Source organism: Oscillibacter sp. KLE 1745 (assembly GCF_000469445.2).
Lineage (GTDB): Bacteria > Bacillota > Clostridia > Oscillospirales > Oscillospiraceae > Oscillibacter > Oscillibacter welbionis.
Window position 1 is genome coordinate 1 of the sequence record NZ_KI271737.1, and the last position, 1,306, is coordinate 1,306.

Annotated in this window: 1 protein-coding gene; it reads right to left on the minus strand. The window is 66.5% G+C overall.

Annotation, left to right across the window (positions count from 1 at the left end):
- Positions 1–183 precede the first annotated feature (183 nt).
- Positions 184–1,080, minus strand: a complete 897-nt coding sequence (locus HMPREF1546_RS11490) for a L,D-transpeptidase (protein ID WP_021749419.1) — start codon at positions 1,078–1,080, stop codon at positions 184–186.
- Positions 1,081–1,306: the final 226 nt, after the last annotated feature.

Consider the following 1,306-nt stretch of genomic DNA (forward strand, 5'->3'; position numbering starts at 1 on the left):
GGCTGCCTTCGCCATCGGCCTGCGGCTGGGCCTCTCGCTGATGCAGGATTGCTCCGGTCGCCGTCCGCGGATCTGACGGACTCCCCTGTGCGGCGCCGCAGTTCATGTATCCGGGGATAAGCCTTCCGGGGCGGCCGGAATCTCCTGCCGTCCTGCGCCTCTTCCGCCAGCGCCCCGTCCCGTTTACGGCCAGACCAGCACCGGGGTGTTGGTGACGGGCCAGCCCGGCGCCAGCCGGTCCTCCTTTACCGTCCAGGTCCGGACAGGGAACTCATATCCCAGGCCCAGGCCGTCCACGCAGAAGAACCGCACCTCCAGCTGGTCCCCGGCGGCGCAGGATACCGTCCCGGTGCCCTCCCAGGTGCCGGATTCCTGGCCGGAGGCGGCCGGGATGGTCTCCTCCAACTGACCGTTCCGGTACAGGCGGAATGTCTGCTCGGAGGCTGCGGCCGCCTTTTCACGCAGCCGGACGGCGGCGGTAATCCGGGCTTCTCCTTCCTGCAGGGCCGCCTCTCCGCTGCGGCTGGACAGCGCCATCGGCAACAATCCGGTGGCACGGCCCTCATAGAGCCGCTCTGTGGCCGTATCGCCGCCGGTCCGGACCGTCACCAGAATCTGGAGTGAGGTGCTGTCCGCAGGCACCGCCGCCTGACCGGAGAAGATTCCATCCCCGGACCGGGTCAGCTCCACCTGGGCCAGACGCTTGCGCTCCGCGCCGCCCTGATAGACATTCAGGGTGGCTTCCGCCGACTGGTCCGGCGTAGTCAGGGTCAGGGACACCCCAAGCTCCACCTGATGGGCCGCGGCGTCCAGCCGAAGGGGCGTCAGCTCATAGCGCTCCAGCAGCGACTCCTCCGGCTGCGGGGCGGTTTGGGCGGCCGCTCGTTCCAGCGCCTCCTCCTGCTCCTGGAGGCGGTTTTGTGTGCTTTTCAAGTCCAGGCGGAGTTCTCCCACCTCCTGTTGGAGCGCGGAATACGCCGTCTGAAGTTCCCCCAGCTGTCCTTGCGTCTCCGCCAGGGCTGCTGCCAGCAAAACCACAGCCGCAGTCAGGGCCCAAAGCCAGATGTTCTGCTTCTTCATAGGACTCTCCCCTCTCTGCCAAAACACAGCCGCTCCGAATCAGGCCATGTCCACTATCCATGATTTCCAGTCATGCGTCCGGACGGATCTCGATGATTACCAACTCTGGGCGATTGAAAATGCGGGGCAGCCGGACGGCAGACTGTCTCCCCTACATTCCCCCCGGAGAAAATCCTCTTCCGGTGAGGCCGGTCAGCGGTTGACCGCCGGGTTGTCTGTCCGCCCC

Bases quoted from the DNA above. Each gene is read 5' to 3' on its own strand.
- HMPREF1546_RS11490 (WP_021749419.1), bottom strand. From the start codon at position 1,080: ATGAAGAAGCAGAACATCTGGCTTTGGGCCCTGACTGCGGCTGTGGTT.